Consider the following 18,445-nt stretch of genomic DNA (forward strand, 5'->3'; position numbering starts at 1 on the left):
TAAGACATAAGACATTTGACCTGACACTGGTATTGCAATTAAAATCGCGACCAAAGCAGTGCCCGGCACAGCCTTGGAGTGCCTTGGAAGCCTTCCCCTGAAACGCAAATACCAGCAGGTCCCCCATGCTTGAAAACTTTCGCGCACACGTGGCCGCCCGCGCCGCGCTCGGCATTCCTCCCCTCCCGCTGACGGCTCAGCAGACCGCCGAGCTGGTGGAACTCCTGACGAATCCGCCCGCCGGCGAAGAGCAGACCCTGCTCGAGCTGATCACGCACCGCGTGCCTGCCGGCGTGGACGAAGCCGCCCGCGTGAAGGCCGGCTTCCTCGCCGCCGTGGCCAAAGGCGAGACCGCCTGCGCGCTGATCCCGCGCGCTCGCGCCACCGAACTGCTCGGCACGATGCTGGGCGGCTACAACATCCAGCCGCTGATCGAGCTGCTGTCGGACGCCGAAGTGGGCACGGTGGCCGCCGACGCGCTGAAGAAAACCCTGCTGATGTTCGACCAGTTCCACGACGTCAAGGAACTGGCTGACAAGGGCAACGCCAACGCCCAGGCCGTGATGCAAAGCTGGGCCGACGCCGAATGGTTCACCAGCCGTCCGGAAGTGCCGCAAAGCCTGACCATCACCGTCTTCAAGGTGACGGGCGAAACCAACACCGACGACCTGTCGCCGGCCCCGGATGCCACCACCCGTCCGGACATTCCGATGCACGCGCTGGCGATGCTGAAGAACGCCCGTCCCGGCATCACCCCGGAAGAAGACGGCAAGCGTGGCCCGGTCAAGTTCATCGAGTCGTTGAAGGAAAAAGGCCACCTGGTCGCGTACGTGGGCGACGTGGTCGGCACCGGCTCCTCGCGCAAGTCGGCCACCAACTCGGTGCTGTGGTTCACCGGTGAAGACATCCCCTTCATCCCGAACAAGCGCTTCGGCGGCGTGTGCCTCGGCGGCAAGATCGCCCCGATCTTCTACAACACGATGGAAGACGCCGGCGCCCTGCCGATCGAACTCGACGTGTCGCAGATGGAAATGGGCGACGTGGTCGAACTGCGCCCGTACGAAGGCAAGGCGCTCAAGAACGGCGAAGTGATCGCCGAGTTCCAGGTCAAGTCCGACGTGCTGTTCGATGAAGTGCGCGCCGGCGGCCGCATTCCGCTGATCATTGGCCGCGGCTTGACCGCCAAGGCGCGTGAAGCGCTGGGTCTCGCCCCGTCGACCCTGTTCCGCCTGCCGCAGCAGCCGGCCAACAGCGGTAAGGGCTTCTCGCTGGCCCAGAAGATGGTCGGCCGCGCCTGCGGTCTGCCGGAAGGCCAGGGCGTCCGTCCGGGCACGTACTGCGAACCGAAGATGACCTCGGTCGGCTCGCAGGACACGACGGGCCCGATGACCCGCGACGAACTCAAGGACCTGGCATGCCTCGGCTTCTCGGCCGACCTCGTGATGCAATCGTTCTGCCACACCGCCGCTTATCCGAAGCCGGTGGACGTGAAGACCCACCAGACCCTGCCGAACTTCATCAGCAACCGTGGCGGCATCGCGCTGCGCCCGGGCGACGGCGTGATCCACTCGTGGCTGAACCGCATGCTGCTGCCCGACACCGTGGGCACCGGCGGCGACTCGCACACGCGCTTCCCGATCGGCATCAGCTTCCCGGCCGGTTCGGGCCTGGTCGCCTTTGCCGCTGCTACCGGCACGATGCCGCTGGACATGCCGGAATCGGTGCTCGTGCGCTTCAAGGGCAAGATGCAGCCGGGCGTGACCCTGCGTGACCTCGTCAACGCAATCCCGCTGTATGCGATCAAGCAAGGCACGCTGACGGTTGCCAAGCAAGGCAAGAAGAACATTTTCTCGGGCCGTATTCTCGAAATCGAAGGCCTGCCCGACCTGAAGGTCGAGCAAGCGTTCGAACTGTCGGATGCTTCCGCCGAGCGTTCGGCCGCTGGTTGCACGGTGCACCTGAACAAGGAACCGATCATCGAATACCTCAACAGCAACGTCACGCTGCTGAAGTGGATGATCGCCCAGGGCTATCAGGACCCGCGCAGCCTGCAGCGCCGCATCAAGGCGATGGAGCAGTGGCTGGCCGACCCGCAACTGCTGTCGCCGGATGCGGACGCCGAGTACGCAGCCGTCATCGAGATCGATCTGGCCGATATCCACGAGCCGATCGTGGCCTGCCCGAACGATCCGGACGACGTGAAGACGCTGTCTGATGTCGCCGGCGCCAAGATCGACGAAGTGTTCATCGGTTCGTGCATGACCAACATCGGTCACTTCCGCGCCGCGTCGAAGCTGCTGGAAGGCAAGCGCGACATTCCGGTCAAGCTGTGGGTGGCCCCGCCGACCAAGATGGATCAGAAGCAGCTGACCGAGGAAGGCCACTACGGCGTCTTCGGCACGGCCGGTGCCCGTACCGAAATGCCGGGCTGCTCGCTGTGCATGGGCAACCAGGCGCAGGTGCGCGAAGGCGCGACGGTCATGTCGACCTCGACCCGTAACTTCCCGAACCGCCTGGGCAAGAACACGAACGTGTACCTCGGCTCGGCGGAACTGGCCGCGATCTGCTCGCGTCTGGGCAAGATCCCGACCCGCGAAGAGTACATGGCCGATATGGGCGTGCTCAGCGCCAACGGCGACAAGATCTACCAATACATGAACTTCGACCAGATCGAGGACTTCAAGGAAGTGGCTGACACCGTCGCGATGTAAGCGTGCTGATGGGCTACGGCGTGTTGTTCTCGCCGTAGCGCCACGAAATGGCGCCGCAGGCTGAACGTCTGCGGCGCTTTTTTTTGGGGTGCGGCACCAGAGTGGGCCAAAAGACCGTTCGCGCCCGCCCCTCAGGATGACTGAAGATCGAGCGCTATCGACGTCATCGCCAGCGCCAACTACGCCATCGTCACGCGATTGCGTCCATTGTGTTTCGAGCGATACAACGCCCGATCCGCGCTCGCGAAACCGTCGCGATGCGCGGGCCGCGACAGATCGCTGATACGCGTGAGCGATGCGCCGACGCTGACCGTCACCACGCCAAGCGGCGACGCGCGATGCTCGATCGCGAGGTCCGCCACGCCCTGGCGCAGCGTTTCGAGCGTGTCTTCGAGCACCGCCGGCTGCGCTTCGAGCACGAGCAGCCCGAACTCCTCGCCGCCCATGCGCCCGACCACGATGCGCTCGCTGTCGACGGCGGCCTGCATCACCGATGCGACCATGCGCAGACAATGATCGCCGGCCTGATGACCGTAGGTATCGTTGTACTGCTTGAACCAGTCGACGTCGACGACCGCGGAGCCCATCACATCGCCGTCGCGCGCCTCCTTCCAGCGGCGCGCGATGCTTTCGAGCAGAAAACGCCGGTTGTACAGTTGCGTGAGCGGATCGATCGCGGTGGCCGTGCGCATCTTCAGATCGTTTTCGATCATCGCCCGCAGGTGATGGAACACGCCGCGCTGGCCCGCATCGAGCCGGCCCGGCGCCGGGTCCATCGCACACAGCGCACCGACGATCTCGCCGTTCGGCGCGCGCAACGCGATCGCCGCGTAAAAGCGCACGAACGGATGACGCTTGACCAGCATGCATTCGCCAAAGCGGCTGTCATTGCGCGTATCCTCGATCACGAACAGATCGGCATCGCGCACCGCGTAGTCGGCGAGCGAACGAGCCCGAGTAACGAGCGGCATCGTCATGCCGACCTCGGCGCGATAGTGCTGGTGCTCCTCGTCGAGCAACACGATCGCGGTAATCGCCGCGCCGGTCACGCTCTTCAGAATCTCCGCCGCGTGCGTGAAGCACTCGCGCATCACCTGATCGTCGTGCAATAGCCACTCGATGACCGAAGATTCCACTTCGGGTTCGCCGCTGGCGGGCGAGTCGACTGGCATCCGGCTAGCGAGCCGATCGTTACGGTGAGCGAGTTGCACGGCGGTGTTCCAGAATGGGCTTAGCTTATGTCAACGGCTTAGGCGCGCAAAACTTGAGCACGGAAAATGGGGTCGTGTGACAGCGCCGCAGCCCAGCCGTCCGCCCAAAAGAAATGGGCCGGCTCTTGCGAGCCGGCCCATCGATTGATGCGACGTTCAGGTGAACGAACGTGCAGTCTTACTCCTTGTCGCCCTTCAGCTGCGGCAGCGCCGCCGCCTCGTTCGACGACAGCAGCCCCACCTGCGAGTAGATGCGCAGCTTGTCGCGCGTGTCGTTGATGTCGAGGTTGCGCATCGTCAGCTGACCGATACGGTCACGCGGCGAGAACGTCGAGGCGACCTTTTCCATCGACAGACGCTCGGGCTGATACGTGAGATTCGGCGACTTCGTGCTGAGGATCGAGTAGTCGTTGCCGCGGCGCAGCTCGACGCTCACTTCGCCCGTGACCGCGCGCGCGACCCAGCGCTGCGCGGTTTCGCGCAGCATGATCGCCTGCGGATCGAACCAGCGGCCCTGGTACAGCAGACGGCCGAGGCGGCGGCCGTTCTCGCGGAACTGCTCGATCGTGTCTTCGTTGTGGATGCCGGTGACGAGACGCTCGTAGGCGATATTGAGCAGCGCGAGGCCCGGGGCTTCATAGATGCCGCGGCTTTTCGCCTCGATGATGCGGTTCTCGATCTGGTCGCTCATGCCGAGACCGTGACGGCCGCCGATACGGTTCGCTTCGAGCAGCAGATCGACCGCGTTCGGGAACGTCTGGCCGTTCAGCGCGACCGGCTGGCCTTCCTCGAAGCGGATCGTGATCTCTTCCTTCGCGATCTGCACGTCGTCGCGCCAGAACGCGACGCCCATGATCGGGTTCACGATCTTGATGCCGGACTCCAGGCTTTCGAGATCCTTCGCTTCGTGGGTCGCGCCGAGCAGGTTCGAGTCGGTCGAATACGCTTTTTCAGCCGACATCTTGTAGTCGAAGCCCGACTGGCGCATGAACTCCGACATTTCCGTGCGGCCGCCGAGTTCGTCGATGAACAGCTGGTCGAGCCACGGCTTGTAGATCTTCAGGTCCGGATTCACGAGCAGACCGTAGCGGTAGAAGCGCTCGATGTCGTTGCCCTTGTACGTACTGCCGTCGCCCCAGATGTTGACGCCGTCTTCCTTCATCGCGGCGACGAGCATCGTGCCCGTCACGGCGCGGCCGATCGGCGTCGTATTGAAGTAGGTGACGCCCGCCGTCGAGATATGGAACGCGCCGCTCTGCAGCGCCGCGATGCCTTCCGCGACCAGCTGCGCGCGGCAGTCGATCAGGCGCGCGCCTTCGGCGCCATATTGCGTGGCGCGACGCGGGATCGAATCGTAATCGTCTTCGTCGGGTTGGCCGAGGTTGGCCGTGTAGGCGTATGGCACGGCGCCCTTCTTGCGCATCCAGTGCAGCGCGGCGCTGGTGTCGAGGCCGCCAGAAAACGCGATACCGACCTTCTGGCCGATCGGAAGACTTTCAAGGATTGTACTCATAAGCAGTAGCGTTAAACTCGACGTACGGGGAGATTTGGGGTAACAGCTGAGTATCGGGCAAGCCTGGCGATCAGGCAAGTTACGCGGGAGTATACCGTGAACCGCCTTGCAGCCTTGGATTTTGCCGGCTGGCGCGGCCTTGCGCCGCGACATCGCCGTGCCGGATTCGCGGTTTAATTCACGCTTTATTTGTCCTGACAGGGACCGATTTATTATCGACTACGCGTACCATCGCGCATTGCGCCACCGCCTGGCCGCCACAACAAAAACGTTTTTCGCATTCAGATGATCAATCTTTTTCAGGCCATGCAGGCCTTCGTCAAGGTCGCCGATGTCGGCAGCTTCGCGCAGGCCGCCGCGCAATTGAACGTGTCGACGTCGGTCGTCACGCGCCATGTGTCGAGCCTCGAGCAGCATCTCGGCATTCGCCTGTTTCAGCGCACCACGCGCAAGGTCGTGCTGACCGAGGCGGGCGCGCAATACGCGGACGGCTGCCGCGTGCTGTTCGCCGAGCTGGAGGAAGTGGAGTCGCGCGCGACCACGGCGTCGCGCGAAGTGGCCGGCGATCTGCGCATCGTCGCGCTCGGCAGTTTTTCGCTGTTTCGGCTGACGCCGCTGTTCGCCGAATATCAGGCGCGCTTTCCGCAGGTGAACCTGCGCGTCACGCTGACCGAAAAACGAGTCGATCTCCTCGAAGGCGGCTTCGATGTCGGCATCGTGACCGAGCATATGATCCGCTCGGAGTCGCTGGTGGTGCGGCGTCTGATCAACTCGCACGTGGTGCCGGTGGCGGCGGCTGCGTATCTTGCGCAGGCCGGTCATCCGCAAACGCCCGCCGAGCTGGCGGGGCATCGATTGATCGGCGCGCCGTTCGACACGACCGGCCCGATGTGGATCTTCCGCAAGGGCGATGGCGACGACGGCGAGAGCATCGCGATCGATGCTTCGTTCACGGTCAACAGCATGATCATGCAGAAGCAGGCCGCGCTCGGCGCAATGGGCATCGCGCTGCTGCCGCTCGAAATGGTCGAGGACGAGCTGCGTGCCGGCACGCTGGTGCGCGTGCTCGACGCCTATACGGTGCTCAATGGCGACGTGGCGGTGTCGCTGGTGTATCCGAGCCGCGAGTTCGTGCCGCGCAAGGTGCGCGAGTTTATCGATCTCGCGGTCGGCTTCTTCAAGTGACGCCGGGCGACGCTATCGGCTTGACGCGTCAGGGCCGCTCGCCGCGCGCAAGCCGCGCGTCGATCTCGTACACCACCGGCATCAGATCCGCGACGCTGTCGATCACGTAATGCGCGCCCGCCGCCTTCAGCCTGGCCGTAGCGGCGTTGCGGCGCGCGGCGAATTCGTCGGCCGGTAGCGCCTTCACCTCGGCCTCGCTCATGCCGAACGCGTTGCCGCTCACCGCGACGCCAACCGCCCACGTGCCGCCGTTGATGCCCTCTTCGATGCCGACCTCGGTGTCGTCGACCTTGATCGCCTCTCTCGCGCGCCACACGCCGAGCAGCGGCAGCGTCCGGTAGATCATGTACGGCGACGGCCGCCCTTCCGGCGTATCGCCGGTACACACGATGCTGTCCGGCGAAAAGCCCTGCGCGGCCGCGCCCGGCACGATTTCGTCGATGATCTCGCGGGTATAGCCGGTCGTCGTGCCGATGCGGACGTGGTCCTGACGCAACGCGCTCGCGACCTCGGCGACGCCCGGAATCACCGCGCTATAGCTCGCAGCGACCGCGATGTTCTTCGGCACGAACACGTCGTACACGGCGTCGATATCGGCGTCGGTCGGCGCGTGGCCGTGGCGCTCGGCCCACGCTTGGGCGACGCGCGGCAGCGCCATCAGCGCCGCGATATGCGGCCGCTTGGCCATGCCCATCGGACCGCGCGCTTCGTCGATCGTGATCGGCACGCCGAACTGCTCGAAGGTCTCGACGAACGCGGCCATCGGCGCGCGTGAACCGTAATCGACCACCGTACCGGCCCAATCGAAAATCACTGCCTTCACGTGTTTCATCTGCTTCGATCCTCTGGAATCTGAATGTATTGGCGCTGCTGCGACGGGTCAGGCTGCCTACGCGAGCGCCTTGCGTTCGTCGAGCGCGGCGGGGGGCGGCGCCGCGTGCGTGACGCCCATGGTCCGCAGCGCTTGCGCGCAGGCATCGACCACGCGACGCATCACGTGCTCGTCGACCTGGCCGATGCAGCCGATGCGGAAACTGTCGACCACCGTCAGCTTGCCCGGATAGATGATGAAACCCTGCGCCTTCATCAGTTCATAGAACCGCTCGAACTCGAACGATGGATGCGCCGGCGAGAAAAACGTCACGATGATCGGCGAGCGCCAGCGCGCGTTGAGCAACGGCTCGAAGCCGAGTTCCTGCATGCCCGCGACCAGTACATCGCGATTGTTCGCATAGCGCTCGAGCCTCGCCGGCTGCCCGCCTTCGAGCCTGAAAAGACGCAGAGCCTCGATGAACGCGGCCACCGTATGGGTGGGCGGCGTGAAGCGCCACTGGCCAGTGCGATTCATGACGTCCCATTGATCGTACAGATCGAGCGCGAGCGAATGGCTGCGGCCCTTCGCTTCGCAGAGCGCGCTCTTGCGGGCGATCACGAAGCCGAAGCCCGGCACGCCCTCGATGCACTTGTTCGCCGACGAGACGAACGCCTCGCACGCAATCTCTCGCACGTCGAGCGGCACCGCGCCGAAGGCGCTCATCGAATCGATCAGCAGCTTGCGACCGTGCCTCGCGACCGCGGCGGCGATTTCGTCGAGCGGATTGAGGATGCCCGAGCTCGTTTCACAATGGATCGCGACCACGTGCGTGATCGACGGATCGGCGGCGAGCATGCGCTCCACTTCGGCGCCGCGCGGCGGCAGGTAATCACCCTTGTCGAGCAGCGTGCAGGCGCGGCCGAGGTAGGCGAGCGTCGTTGCCGCGCGCTTGCCGTACGCACCGTTCGCGAGCACGAGCGCGTGGCCGTCGCGCGGAATCAGGCTGCCGAGCATCGCTTCGACGCAATAGCTGCCGCTGCCCTGCAGCGGCACGCAGTCGTAGTCGCCGGCGGTGTCGCCTGCGATCTCGAGCAGGCTCGCGCGCAACTGCGCGGTCATCGCGCGGAAGTCGCCGTCCCACGAGCCCCAGTCGCGCAGCATCGCTTCCTTGGTCGACAGCGCCGTGGTCAACGGACCCGGCGTCAGCAGATAAGGCTCGCCGCCCGCCGGCGCGGCGCAGGGTGTCGTGCAACGGGTGACCGATGTTGCCGCGGCTGCAACGGCCGATGCCGCCGCCGAACCGCCGATCGCGCTTTCCATGTGCGGAACTCCGATATCGCTAATGTCGATACCTCACACGGTACAGAAAATCTGTCCATCGGTAAAATCGATATAATCGATGACAGTATCGCAAAAACTTATTCAACGGCGGAGCACACGTGCAATACGCGCAATTGCGGGCGTTTCATGCGGTCGCTGAACACGGCGGCTTTTCGAAAGCGGCGCAGGCGTTGTCGCTGACGCAGCCGGCGGTGTCGGATCACGTGCGGCGGCTCGAGCAGGATTACGGCGTCAAACTGTTCGAGCGCGGGCCGCGCGGCGTCGAGACGACCGAGCTCGGCCTGCGCCTCTTCAGTGTGACGCGGCATATGCTCAGTTGCGAGCGCGACGCGCGCCAGTTGCTCGAATCGGCAGGCGGGCTAGAGTCGGGTTCGCTATCGCTTGCGGCCGATGCGCCCGATCTCGCCGTCGCGCTGATCGGCGCGTTTCGCCAGCGGCATCCGGGCATCGTCGTCACGCTGTCGATCGCCAATGCGGCCGAGTGCATGCAGCGGGTGCTGTCGAGCGCGGTCGACGCGGCGATCACCGCCGCGCCGCAGGTGCATAGCCGGTTGCAGTCGCGTGTGCTGCGGCGCGACCCGCTCGTCGCGATGGTGCCGCTCAGCTACCCGGCCGCGAAGAAGCGCCGGCTCAGCTACGCGGAGCTCGTGAAGCAGCCGATGATTTTTCGCGAGCCGCAATCGGTCACCCAGCAGCTGCTCGAAACCGAGCTCGTGCGCGAGTCGTTGCAGGTGGAGCCGGTGCTTTACGTGGATGGCCGCGAGGCGCTGGAGGAAGCGGTCGCGCAAGGGATGGGCGTCGGTGTGATCGCGCGCGCGGAGTTCAAGGAGTCGCGGCGTATCCGGATGGTGCCGCTGCTGGATTGCCGGGTGCAGATGATCGAATCGCTGACCCGCCTCACCGAGCGGCCGGGGTCGAATCTGCTCGACGCGTTGTTTGCGGTGGAGTTGCCGGGAGCGGAACTGGGGGGCGCGAGCGGTGAAGTCCAAGGCACCTAGCTCGCGCGCCGTCGCAACGCGGCGCGGCCTTCGTGTTACCGGCCGCGCCGCCTGCTATCGCACTCGAACTTTTGCACGGGTTGCCAGAGGCGTCGGCAACCCCGTCAGACTCAGCGCGACCCGCCGCTCGCGATCAGGCTCTCGCCCGTCAGCCAGCGTGCATCGTCCGAGGCGAGGAACGCGACGACATCCGCGATATCGTCGGGTTGGCCGATCCGGCCGAGCGGCGTCGTGCTGATGGCGTACTGTTCGAAGTCCGAACCGATCACGCCGGCGCTGTGAACACCCTCGGTCTCGACCATGCCCGGGTTCACCGAATTCACGCGGATCTTGCGCGGACCGAGTTCCTTCGCAAGCACGCCGGTGATCGCATCGACCGCGCCCTTGGTCGCGGAGTAGACCGCGGTGGTCGGCGGCGTAATGCGGGTCACGACCGAGCTCACGTTGACAATGCTGGCGCCTTCGCCCAGATGCTTGACCGCCGCCTGCGTCACGAGCAGCAGCCCGAGCACGTTGATATCGAAGTGCTTATGGAAATGCGCTTCGGTGATCTCTTCGATCGCCGCGAATTCATAGACACCCGAGTTGTTGACGAGAACATCGAGCCGGCCATAGGTTTCGATCGCCGCATCGATGATGCCCTTCGCTTCCGCGGCCTTCGACACGTCGCCGCCGACCGCGACCGCCTTGCCGCCCGCCGCGGTGATATCGGCCACCACCTTTTCAGCGCCCGCCCGGCTCGACGCATAGTTCACCACGACCGACGCGCCCTGCGCGGCCAATGCTTTCGCAATCGCCGCACCGATGCCCTTGGATGCACCCGTTACAACCGCTACCTTGCCTGTGAGCTTGCTCATGATCGTGTCCTTGAAAGGGTTCGCGCCGGCGTGCCTCGCGAGGAGCCGCGAGGTCCACGCTGCGATCGCTGGAACCGCAGTGGCGCTGTCACTGGACATGAATGTAGGCATCTGGCCGCGCGGGATAAAGCGGCTTGCGACGAATTAATACGCCGGTTCCGACGAACAATCGATAAAAGGCATTCGTACGGCATCCGGCGGCCATTGAATGGCTCTATTGCTATCATTCGTTGCCCTCGCGCAGCGCCACAGCGGGCACCGTACCGGACCAACGCAATACCGATCACCGACGCATCACACCTCAGGGGCACGCATGGAATTTCGCCAACTTCGCTACTTCATCGCGGTCGCCGAGGAGATGAACATCACGCGGGCGGCCAATCGTCTGCACATGACGCAGCCGCCGCTGTCGCGACAGATACAGCAGATCGAGGAAAGCGTCGGCCTGCCGCTGTTCGAGCGCGGCTCGCGGCCGCTGCGGCTCACCGAAGCCGGCCGTATTTTCTACACCCAGGCGAAACGGCTGATCGACGAAGCCGAGGAGCTTGCGCCGCTCACGCGCCGGCTCGCCCAACTCGCGGAGCGCATCGTGATCGGCTTCGTGCCATCGACGCTGTATGGTGCGCTGCCCGCGGTGATCCGTTCGTTTCGCGAGGCCGCTCCCCATATCGAGCTGTCGCTGATCGAGATGTTCACGATCGAGCAGCTGGCCGCGTTGAAGGGCGGCCGCATCGACGTCGGCTTTGGCCGGCTGCGCTTCGACGATGCACAGCTCGCGCGCGAAGTGCTGGTCGAGGAACGGATGATCGCCGCGTTGCCGCAGGACCATCCGCTTGCGCGGCAGAAGAAGCCGCTCACGCTCGCGGCGCTCGCCGAGGAAACGCTGATCGTCTATCCGAGCACGCCGCGGCCGAGCTATGCGGACCAACAGATCTCGGCGATGCACGATCAGGCGCTGGAGCCGAAGGCGATCCATGAAGTGAGGGAATTGCAGACCGCGTTGGGTCTGGTCGCCGCGCAAGTCGGCGTGTGTCTCGTGCCGGAGAGCGTCGAAGGCTTGCGCGCGCATGGCGTGGCCTACCGGCCGATTCCGTCGGCCAACGCGGCCTCGCCGATCATCATGAGCCGGCGCCTGCAGGACGAATCGCCCGCGACGACTCTGATGTGCTCGCTCGCGCGGCAGTTGTTCAGGCGGGTTTGAGCGGCGCCCGCGCGAGCACGGCGGCACCCCGCCCTACTTCACATCAAACCCGTAATCCCCGTGCGTCCGATGCCCATCCGACGCCACCGCGACCCAGTGCACGGTGTAGTGGCCGGCCGTGAGGGTCGGCAGTGGCACCGTCATCACCGCGGGCCGCTGCGCATCGACTGAGGACTTCTGCGCGCTGACCTGCTTGCCGCTCGCATCGCTGACGGTGAGCGAGCTGAACGCCGGCTCAAGCGGCCCGTCGAAGGTCAGCTTGACCTGCGCGGGCGCGGCCACCGATGCGCCCGCGCCCGGCTCCTGCTTCTGTGGAAATACATGCGCGAACGCCGCGCTCGCGAGCGTGAGACCGGCGAAGAGTGCCGCCGCGCGCATCGCGTGATTTCTGAAGATCGTGTTCATCATCATGTTCCTTACTGGAAGAGCGGCTTGCCGAGCGTGGTAGGCGCGATATCGTCGAAGAACAGATGCACCTGCATCAGAATGCCGACATGCGAGCCGCTCGCGCGGTTGATCGGAATCTGCGCCTCGACGCCGAACTGTCCGTAGCGATTGATCCAGATGAAACCCGGATTGACCGTGCCGGTCGTCTGCCCCTGGCTGCGCGACAGCGGAATCTCGACGAGCGGAATCAGGTTCGCGAACGGCTGCGGCAGACCCGCGTCGTGCACGTGCTGCTGCAGATACGGCAGGCTGTACTGCACGGTGAAGCCGTAGTTGAACGCGTTCGGCTGACCCGCGCCGGTGGTCAGCGCGGTGGCCGCCTCGGCTGTGATCGCGAGCGGGCGCAGATACGCGAGCGAATCGGGCAGATCGCCCATGCCCTTGCCGAGGTAGACGGTCGGCGAGATCGTCGAGAAGTTGTCGGCGATCGCGCGGCTGCCGGTACCGCCAAGCTCCGCATTGACGCCGATCGACGTCATCAGCTCATGCGGCTCGTTCACGTACAGCAGGTACTTGAGGCCGACGCCGAAATTGTTGAAGCCGGCCGCGCGCGGGTTGTTCTGCATCTGATAGGCGCCGTCGATCGACACCGCGAGGCGCGGCGTGATCAGCTTGTCGTACTCGAAGCTGAAGGTGTTGATGCTCTGGTCGCCGTTGTCGCCAGGCACGCGCTGATGGCCGTACTCGAAGTTGGCTTCGTCGCCGACGCCGGGGTCGTCGACCGCGAGCGTCGAGGGGAACACGCGGTCGCCCGCGATCGCGTGCGCCTGTGCGATGGACGGTGCTGCGAACAGGCCGGCCAGGCCGCACGCGGCGTAAGCGGTGTAGGCGACATAGGTGGCGGCCGCGACGAGCGGCGCCGCGCGCGGCGGACGGCCTTTGCGCGTTGAGGGTGTGTGCATGAGTGCATCCTGTCTGATCGGTTGTGACATCGCCGGCGCACGCCGTCGAATGGACGCGCGCAAGCATGTGCGATACGGGTTAGCGCATCGCGTCATACGTGATTCGAATCAGGAAGCGGAAGGCGGAGCGCGCGGCTGCGCAAAGGTCAGAGGTTCGACGCGGCGCACGCTATCAAAGCGCGTCGCGGCAGTATGTTGTAGCGCACGGACCGCGGCGACGAACAGCATGCCGACGCTCGGCATCACCGGCAGATGCGCGAGCAGGCTGCAATAGCCGCAGGCGTCGCTGGACATCTGCGCGTGCTTGCTAGCGGGATGGTCGGCGGCGTCGGACTCGTCGGAGGGGTTGGCGGCGGCCTGGGTGGCGTCGGGCGTGTCGTCCGGCATTTGCATGCCCGGCATCGACGCGATGTCGTCCATCGATGCCATCTGGCAATGCTCGCCCGGCAGCGCGTCGGCGTGATAATGGGCGGCAAGCGTCTGCGAGATCGTCGGCGCGAGCGTCGTCATCAGGATCGCAAGCAATCCGAGCCAGCTGCCGACTTTCCTGTGCCAACGTTTAGACATGCGCCCTGCGCCACGCCGCGAGTTTTTTAGTCCGCTACTGGCAGACTGGGATTTGCGGCAAATTATGCCACTCGCGTCATTTTTCCGGTAAACCGCCAACGGCAAAACCGCCCCGCGCAGGCGACAATGCGTGATCCCGGCTTATGGCACGGAGACTTCATGAAAGCGCAGCGTCCGCATCCTCCGCACTTTCCTGGCGAACCTACGCGCGCCGAATGGCGCGACCATCTGCTGCCCTACTTCATCACGGCGCTGCTGATCGCGTTCGCGGTCGTGCTGATCGTCTGGATCGCCAATCCGGCGCCGCCGCACACGATCACGATCAGCGCCGGCCCACGCGACAGCTCGTTCATCGTCACCGCGAATCAGTACCGCAAGATCCTCGCGCGCAACGGCATCCGCCTGAACGTGCTCGAATCCGATGGCTCGGTGCAGAACCTGCAGCGGCTACTGGACCCGAAGCAGCACGTCGATATCGCGCTCGTGCAAGGCGGGGCGGCCGAAGGGATCGACACCTCGTCGCTGGTGTCGCTTGGCAGCGTGTTCTATGTGCCGATCGTCGTGTTCTATCGCGGCTCGGGACTCACGGAACTCGGCCAGCTCGAAGGCAAGCGCGTCGCGATCGGCCGCGAAGGCAGCGGCACGCGACTGCTCGCGCTGCAACTGCTTGCGGCGAACGGCATCGAGCCTGGTGGCAATACGACGCTGGTGCCGAGCGACGGCCTGCAAGCCGCCACGCAACTGGTCGCTGGCGAAGTTGACGTGGCGTTCCTGAGCGGCGACTCGGCGACGCGTGGCCTGATGCTACGGCTCCTGCGCGTTCCCGGCATTTCGGTGATGAATTTCGACGAAGCGAGCGCCTATACGCGCGACTTTCCGTTTCTCGACCAGATCGACCTGCCGCCTGGTGTACTCGATCTGAAGCGGCGCGTTCCGCGCGAGACCGTGCATCTGATCAGCCCGACGGTGGAGCTCGTCGCGCGCAGCACGCTGCATCCCGCCATTTCGGATCTATTGATCGAGGCGGCACAGGAAGTGCACGGTACCGCGGGACTGTTGCAGCACGCTGGGCAGTTCCCGAACCCGGCCGCCCACGAGTACCCGATCAGCGAGGACGCACAGCGCTATTACCGGACCGGCAAAGGCTTTCTATATCGGGCGTTGCCGTTCTGGCTCGCGAGCATCGGCGATCGCACGCTCGTCTTGCTGTTGCCGATCGCCGTGCTGCTGGTGCCCGCGATGCGGATCATTCCGGCGCTATACCAATGGCGGGCGCGCTCGCGTATCTATCGCTACTACGGTTCGCTGATTGCGATCGAGCGGCACGCGCTCGCCGGCGCAACCGACGAAGAGCGCACGCAGCTGCTAGGTCAACTCGACGAGATCGAGACACAGCTGAACCACCTGCGCATGCCACTCGCGTATGCGGATGCGTTTTATGTGCTGCGTGAGCATGTGGGGTTCGTGCGCAGCCGTCTGACGGCTGCGCGGCCCGTCATGGCCTCATGACCGAGGCCGTGACGGGTTAGGCCGAGGTTAAGCCTGGGAGGGGGTGGAGGCGGGAGCGGTGCTTTCAGCGGCATCCGCTTGCGGAATCGCCGGTTCCGCGACCGCCGATGCCGCGGCTTCGGCCTGCGGCTTGCCAGCCGCCGCATCATCACCTGCCGCGCCTGCAGCGGCCGGCGCATTCGCGTTTGCCGGAGTTTCGGCGGCCTTCTGCGCGCCCTTCGCCGCGCGATGCGCGAGCAGGCGCTGCGCGCCCGCGGCTTCCTGCGCGGTGACCTTGCCGGCTTCGACACCCGCCAGATCGACGCGCGCCGCGCCTTCGACGAGGCTCTTCCAGTAGCGGCCGCCGCGGCACCACGTCTTGATCGCGTCGCGCAGCTCGGCTTCGGTGAGCGACAGCTCCTTCGCATGCACGACGAGGTCTTCAAAAATGCCGATCTTGAGCGGCAGTTTCGGTGCAGGATTCTTCGGGAAAGCGACCGGGAAACGCTTTTGCAGACGACCGATCGAGCGCACCACCGGGTCCACCGGCTTCGCGTCCACCGGCGGCTTCGCGGGCGCAGGGCTTCCGGGCGCCGCGCCTGCGGATGCAGCGTGGCGCGCCGGATGCGGGCGGCGAGGCCCCGTGCCCGGCTTGCCGTCCGGGCGACCTCCGGCCTGCGCCGCCGGCTTCGCGGCGGGCCGGCCACCAGGCTTCGTGCCGGGATTGGCGCCACGCTCGGGATGTGAGCCAGGATGTGAAGCGGGCTTGCCAGCGGACTTCGAAGCGGGCCGCGCGCCCGATTTGCGATCGGGCTTGCCGGCGGACTCGGCGGCGGCGCGCGCCGCGGCCAGTTGCTTCTTCAGTTCAGCGAGTTGTTCGAAACCCATAGTGCACAACCAATCTGTCGATTCGTAAAGTTGGAATTGTATCAGCGTGCGCCCTCACGCTCCCGCCAACCCCAAGCCCGGGCGACGATCGTCAATTCGCGGCCGCGACGGACGCCTCGGCATCGTGCGCGCGCAGCCCCGTGACCGACACCCGCAATCCCGGCGCGCCAACATTATTGCGCAACGACAGCCCGAGCTGATGCCGCTCGGCGATCCGCGCGACGATCGCGAGGCCGAGCCCGCTGCCCTCGCCCTTCGACTCCTCGCCGCGATAGAAACGGTCGAACACGCGTTCGAGTTCCGCCTCTGGAATTCCCGAGCCGCTATCGACGACATCAAAGCCGACCCGCTCGCCCTCGCGCCGCAGCACGACATCGACGCGACCGCCCGGCGGCGTATGACGGATTGCGTTATTGATCAGGTTTCCTAATAGCACGCTGATGCTGTGCGGCTCGGCGAGCACCGTATAGGCGTCGTTCGGTGTGCGCGCGTGTTCGCATTCGAGGCCGAGATCGATCTCGCGCAGCTCCGCGAGCACGGAACAATCGCTGACCGCCTGCTCGCCGATGCGGCGCAGGCTGACCGGCACCGTCGACGTAACCGGCTGCGCGTCTTCGCGCGCGAGCGTCAGCAGTTGTTGCACGAGGTGGATGATCCGGTTCACGCGCTGCTCGACGCGCTCGAGCGTCTGCCCCTCGCCCTTTAGCGAGCCATCACGCGACGCCGACTGCAGTTGCAGCTTCAGCGCCGCGAGCGGCGAACGCAATTCGTGCGCGGCATCGGCAATAAACGTGCGCTGCGCCTGCGACGCGGTATGCAGCCGTTGCAGCAGATCGTTCAGCGCTTCGACGAGCGGCCGGATTTCGACCGGCACGGTGCCGTCGAGCTGCAGCGGTTCGAGCGAATCGATCGAACGCGTCGCGAGCGCGCGCGACAACCCGCCGATCGGCGCGAGCCCGCGCGCGACCACCAGCAGCACGAGCGCCATCGTCACCGCCAGCAGCACGCCGAGCGGCCACAGCGTGTGCAGCGCAAGGTTCAACGCGAGGTCCTCGCGCACCGAGACCGGCTGCGCGACCTGCACGAAGCGGTCTTTCTGCTCGACGCCGAAGGTGCGCCAGTGATAGTCGCCGCGCGGTACCGTGTTGAAGCCCGGCGGCAGACGCTCGAACACCGGCGCCTGCGCGGAGTGATAAACGAGTGCGCCGCTGCTGTTCCAGATCTCGATCACGATGCGGTCGTCGGCGAGATCGCCGAGGTCGGGGCCTCGCCGCTCGCCGGTGCCAGCGCCGCTCAGCGTCGCCGGCAACGACAGCGCGACGGTGCGCAACTCGTAGTCGAACAGCTCGCTTGCCTCGCGCCGCGCGGTGTTAAAGATCGCATAGGCCGCGACCACCGAGGTCGCCGCCATGCCGAAAATCAGCCAGCCGAGCAGCCAGCGGCGAATCGACCTCATCCGTACCTCTTCAGGCGGTAGCCAACGCCGCGCACGGTCACGATCTGGTCCGCGCCGATCTTGCGCCGCAAACTGTGCACATGCACTTCGATCGTGTTGCTGCCGACTTCCTCGCCCCAGCCGTACAGCTTCTCTTCGAGCTCGGCTTTCGTGAACACGCGTGTCGGCTCCTCGATCAGTGCCTGCAGCAGCGCGAATTCGCGCGGCACGAGCGGCAGCGGCACGCCGTCCTTGGTGACTTCGTGAGCGGCGGGGTCGAGCGTCAGTTCGCCGTGGCTGTAGATCGGCTGCTTCTGGCCGGTGCGCCGGCGCAGCAGCGCGCGGATGCGAGCGGCCAGCTCGTCGAGGTCGAACGGCTTGACCAGGTAGTCGTCGGCACCGGCGTCGAGACCGCGGATGCGTTCGTCGACCGCGTCGCGCGCGGTCAGGATGATGACCGGTGCCGCGCCGCCGTTGCGGCGATACGCGTTCAGCACATCGATGCCGTCTTTTTTCGGCAGACCGAGGTCGAGCAGCACGAGGTCGTACACGCCGTTATCGAGCGACAGTTCCGCCGCGCGGCCGTCCTCGGCCCAGTCGATCGCATAGCCGGCGCGGCGCATCGCGCCCAGCACCGATTCCGCGATCATGTCGTCGTCTTCGACCAGTAGCAGCCGCATGGCCTCTCCCCTCCTTCGTGCGATTCTGGCCGCCGCATTATCGGTTGCGGCAGCTTAAAGATTCCTTACGGGCCGCCGAGCGCGCCTCGATTTCGCGCTGCTCGCGGCCCGCGATTCGGCGTTAAGCCTGTCTTAAGCACCCGCTTCGCAAAATCGGCTCCCGTTGCGAGGCCTCGTTCGCGAGTCGCCCGTCCCTTCATACGAATC

Annotated in this window: 16 protein-coding genes; 5 read left to right on the forward strand and 11 right to left on the reverse strand. The window is 65.5% G+C overall.

From position 1 onward, the window contains the following. Window positions 1–125: 125 nt before the first annotated feature. A complete protein-coding gene (acnB, locus tag L0U81_RS08320) occupies window positions 126–2,711 on the forward strand; it encodes a bifunctional aconitate hydratase 2/2-methylisocitrate dehydratase (RefSeq protein WP_233801626.1) in 2,586 nt (861 codons plus the stop codon). Window positions 2,712–2,890: 179 nt separating this feature from the next. Here the strand turns inward: acnB and L0U81_RS08325 are convergent, their stop codons facing one another. After that, window positions 2,891–3,922: a diguanylate cyclase gene (locus tag L0U81_RS08325; protein ID WP_233801628.1), complete on the reverse strand. Its 1,032-nt coding sequence runs from the start codon at window positions 3,920–3,922 to the stop codon at window positions 2,891–2,893. 178 nt (window positions 3,923–4,100) lie between these two features. Next, window positions 4,101–5,435: an argininosuccinate synthase gene (argG, locus tag L0U81_RS08330; RefSeq protein ID WP_233801630.1), complete on the reverse strand. Its 1,335-nt coding sequence runs from the start codon at window positions 5,433–5,435 to the stop codon at window positions 4,101–4,103. Between the two features lie 285 nt (window positions 5,436–5,720). On the opposite strand from argG, the gene L0U81_RS08335 reads away from it, so the two are divergent. Continuing rightward, window positions 5,721–6,620 (forward strand): LysR family transcriptional regulator, encoded by a 900-nt coding sequence (locus L0U81_RS08335; RefSeq protein ID WP_233801632.1) that lies wholly within the window; start codon window positions 5,721–5,723, stop codon window positions 6,618–6,620. Window positions 6,621–6,648: 28 nt separating this feature from the next. Here L0U81_RS08335 and phnX read toward each other — a convergent pair whose 3' ends face one another. Beyond that, window positions 6,649–7,452, reverse strand: coding sequence for a phosphonoacetaldehyde hydrolase (gene phnX, locus L0U81_RS08340; protein ID WP_233801634.1), 804 nt, complete (start codon window positions 7,450–7,452; stop codon window positions 6,649–6,651). A 57-nt stretch (window positions 7,453–7,509) separates the two neighbouring features. After that, window positions 7,510–8,754, reverse strand: coding sequence for a 2-aminoethylphosphonate--pyruvate transaminase (locus L0U81_RS08345; protein WP_233801636.1), 1,245 nt, complete (start codon window positions 8,752–8,754; stop codon window positions 7,510–7,512). A 119-nt stretch (window positions 8,755–8,873) separates the two neighbouring features. Here L0U81_RS08345 and L0U81_RS08350 point away from each other — a divergent pair, with 119 nt between their 5' ends. After that, window positions 8,874–9,773, forward strand: a complete 900-nt coding sequence (locus L0U81_RS08350) for a LysR substrate-binding domain-containing protein (protein ID WP_233801638.1) — start codon at window positions 8,874–8,876, stop codon at window positions 9,771–9,773. 110 nt (window positions 9,774–9,883) lie between these two features. Here the strand turns inward: L0U81_RS08350 and L0U81_RS08355 are convergent, their stop codons facing one another. Continuing rightward, window positions 9,884–10,630, reverse strand: coding sequence for a glucose 1-dehydrogenase (locus tag L0U81_RS08355; protein WP_233801640.1), 747 nt, complete (start codon window positions 10,628–10,630; stop codon window positions 9,884–9,886). A 313-nt stretch (window positions 10,631–10,943) separates the two neighbouring features. On the opposite strand from L0U81_RS08355, the gene L0U81_RS08360 reads away from it, so the two are divergent. After that, window positions 10,944–11,831 (forward strand): LysR family transcriptional regulator, encoded by an 888-nt coding sequence (locus L0U81_RS08360; RefSeq protein ID WP_233801642.1) that lies wholly within the window; start codon window positions 10,944–10,946, stop codon window positions 11,829–11,831. Window positions 11,832–11,864: 33 nt separating this feature from the next. On the opposite strand, the gene L0U81_RS08365 is transcribed toward L0U81_RS08360, so the two are convergent. From L0U81_RS08365 to L0U81_RS08375, 3 genes are all read right to left on the reverse strand, one after another. Further along, on the reverse strand, window positions 11,865–12,236 hold the full coding sequence (locus L0U81_RS08365) for a copper resistance CopC family protein (RefSeq protein ID WP_233801644.1): 372 nt from the start codon (window positions 12,234–12,236) through the stop codon (window positions 11,865–11,867). Between the two features lie 11 nt (window positions 12,237–12,247). Further along, window positions 12,248–13,180, reverse strand: coding sequence for a hypothetical protein (locus tag L0U81_RS08370; RefSeq protein WP_233801646.1), 933 nt, complete (start codon window positions 13,178–13,180; stop codon window positions 12,248–12,250). A 108-nt stretch (window positions 13,181–13,288) separates the two neighbouring features. After that, window positions 13,289–13,747, reverse strand: a complete 459-nt coding sequence (locus L0U81_RS08375; protein ID WP_233801648.1) for a DUF2946 domain-containing protein — start codon at window positions 13,745–13,747, stop codon at window positions 13,289–13,291. Window positions 13,748–13,906: 159 nt separating this feature from the next. Here L0U81_RS08375 and L0U81_RS08380 point away from each other — a divergent pair, with 159 nt between their 5' ends. After that, window positions 13,907–15,256 (forward strand): TAXI family TRAP transporter solute-binding subunit, encoded by a 1,350-nt coding sequence (locus L0U81_RS08380; RefSeq protein WP_233801650.1) that lies wholly within the window; start codon window positions 13,907–13,909, stop codon window positions 15,254–15,256. Window positions 15,257–15,283: 27 nt separating this feature from the next. Here the strand turns inward: L0U81_RS08380 and L0U81_RS08385 are convergent, their stop codons facing one another. The 3 genes from L0U81_RS08385 to L0U81_RS08395 form a co-directional block, all read right to left on the reverse strand. After that, complete coding sequence (locus tag L0U81_RS08385) at window positions 15,284–16,123, reverse strand: ProQ/FinO family protein (protein WP_233801652.1); 840 nt, start codon at window positions 16,121–16,123, stop codon at window positions 15,284–15,286. A gap of 91 nt (window positions 16,124–16,214) precedes the next feature. Continuing rightward, window positions 16,215–17,579: an ATP-binding protein gene (locus L0U81_RS08390; RefSeq protein WP_233801654.1), complete on the reverse strand. Its 1,365-nt coding sequence runs from the start codon at window positions 17,577–17,579 to the stop codon at window positions 16,215–16,217. After that, complete coding sequence (locus L0U81_RS08395) at window positions 17,576–18,238, reverse strand: response regulator (protein ID WP_233801656.1); 663 nt, start codon at window positions 18,236–18,238, stop codon at window positions 17,576–17,578. Before L0U81_RS08395 ends, L0U81_RS08390 begins: the two co-directional genes overlap by 4 nt. Between the last annotated feature and the right edge of the window lie 207 nt (window positions 18,239–18,445).

Source organism: Paraburkholderia sp. HP33-1 (assembly GCF_021390595.1).
GTDB lineage: Bacteria > Pseudomonadota > Gammaproteobacteria > Burkholderiales > Burkholderiaceae > Paraburkholderia.